Here is a 1,689-nt window from a genome sequence, read left to right as displayed (position 1 = left end):
GTAGCCGTTCGACTTGCCGTACAGCGCTTCACGCAGGTTGACCGTCCATGCCCCATTGCGCCACAGCGCGCCCAGGTTGATGCGCGTCTTCGGCGACGTGGTCTCCAGGTTGGCGATGGCCGCCTGGTCCAGCAGCTTCTGCGGCTGCAGCTGGGCCGGCGCCTGGTTGATCTTGATGACCTCGACCTTGTTGTAGTTGGCCGCGGCCGACCAGTCCACCCGGCCGTACTCGCCGTAGTTGCTGTTCAGCGTCGCCACGAATTCCAGGCCGCGCGAGCGGGTGTTGACGGCATTCGTGAAGATGTTGATGCCGGTACGCGTGACGGTCGGGTCGAGCACGTTGCCGTTGGCGAGGATCGCCGCGGTGACGGCCGGCGAGTTCACCGCGCCACCGGAGCCGTACACGGAACCGGAGCCCACGATGCGGTCGCGGATGGTGATCTGGTACGCGTCCATCGTCACGGAGATATTGCTGGCGGGGTTCAGCACGATGCCGGCCGAGACGTTGGTCGACGCTTCCGGCTTCAGGCCGTTGATACCGACCAGCTTTGCACCCTCGGAATTCGGCGCCAGCTGCACGAACGCGCTGGTGGGGCTGACGTTGGTGGCCGAGTAGTGCGATTCGGCCAGCGTCGGCGCACGGAAGCCGTTGCTGTACGTGCCGCGCACGGCGAACGTCGGCGTGAAGTCGTAGCGGCTGGTCAGCTTGCCCACCTTGGCATTGCCGAAATCGCTGAACTTCTCGTAGCGCGCGGCCAGGTCGACCGTCAGGCCCTCGATCGGGAACATGATGAAGTTCCCGTAGATCGCCTTGTTGTTGCGGTCGTACTTGCCCGCATCCGTCAGCGAGAAGCCCGGGTAGGACTGCGAACCCTCCTTGTAACGCGAGTACTGGTCGCCGGCGCCGATCTCGTATTCGTCCTGGCGGTATTCCAGGCCCATGGCGAACGTGGACGGCTTCGCCCAGCCCATGTCCAGCTCGCGGCTCACGTCGAAGTTGTTGGTCCACTGGCTGGCGATGAACGTCCCGGCATGGAACACGGTAGGCGTGAAGCCGGTGTCGTTGAACAGCGAGATATTGGCGCTGTCCTCGACGCCGATGTCGGCCTTGTCGCGGCCATAGGTCGAGGCGATTTCCCAGTTCCACGCGCTGCCGAACTTGCCGCGCGCGCCCACCGTGAACGCGTAATCCTTTTCATGCATCGCTTCCTTCGGGCTGAAGCCCTGCGGATACACCTTCGGAATGCGGTTCGGCAGGCGGTAGTTCTCGTAGGCCCGGGCTTCCTTCTTGCCCCAGGTGCCGAACGCGTACAGCGAGGTATCGTCGTCGATGTCGTAGCCGGCGTTCAGGGCCAGCGTGTTCAGGTGATATTGCGCGTCGCCCGAAATGCGGTTCAGGTTCGGATAGCCGGGGATCTGCAGCAGCGACATGCTGGCGATGTTGGCGGGGCTGGTCAGCCGCGGGTCGATGCCGCCCCGTTCGCTGTAGCCGTGATAGCGCGATTCGCCCGTCAGGCTGATGAAGGAGTTCTCGGTGGGCCGGAAGCCGATGTTGGCGGTACCGTCGCCCGTGTGGCCGCCGCCGTCGCTGTAGCCGCCACCGTTGATGTTGCCGGACAGGCCCTGGTTGTTCGACTTCAGGATGATGTTGACGACGCCGGCGATGGCATCGGTACCATACTGGGCCGC

General features: G+C 64.4%; 1 protein-coding gene. It reads right to left on the bottom strand.

The genetic code is table 11. The features are described from left to right. A partial coding sequence (locus IP91_RS25870) for a TonB-dependent receptor plug domain-containing protein (RefSeq protein ID WP_145653509.1) occupies positions 1-1,689 on the bottom strand: 1,689 nt, incomplete at both ends.

The organism is Pseudoduganella lurida, from assembly GCF_007830455.1.
GTDB lineage: Bacteria > Pseudomonadota > Gammaproteobacteria > Burkholderiales > Burkholderiaceae_D > Rugamonas > Rugamonas lurida.
The sequence above is the reverse complement of the archived record's forward strand: the minus strand, read 5'-3'. Positions and strand labels throughout refer to the sequence as shown.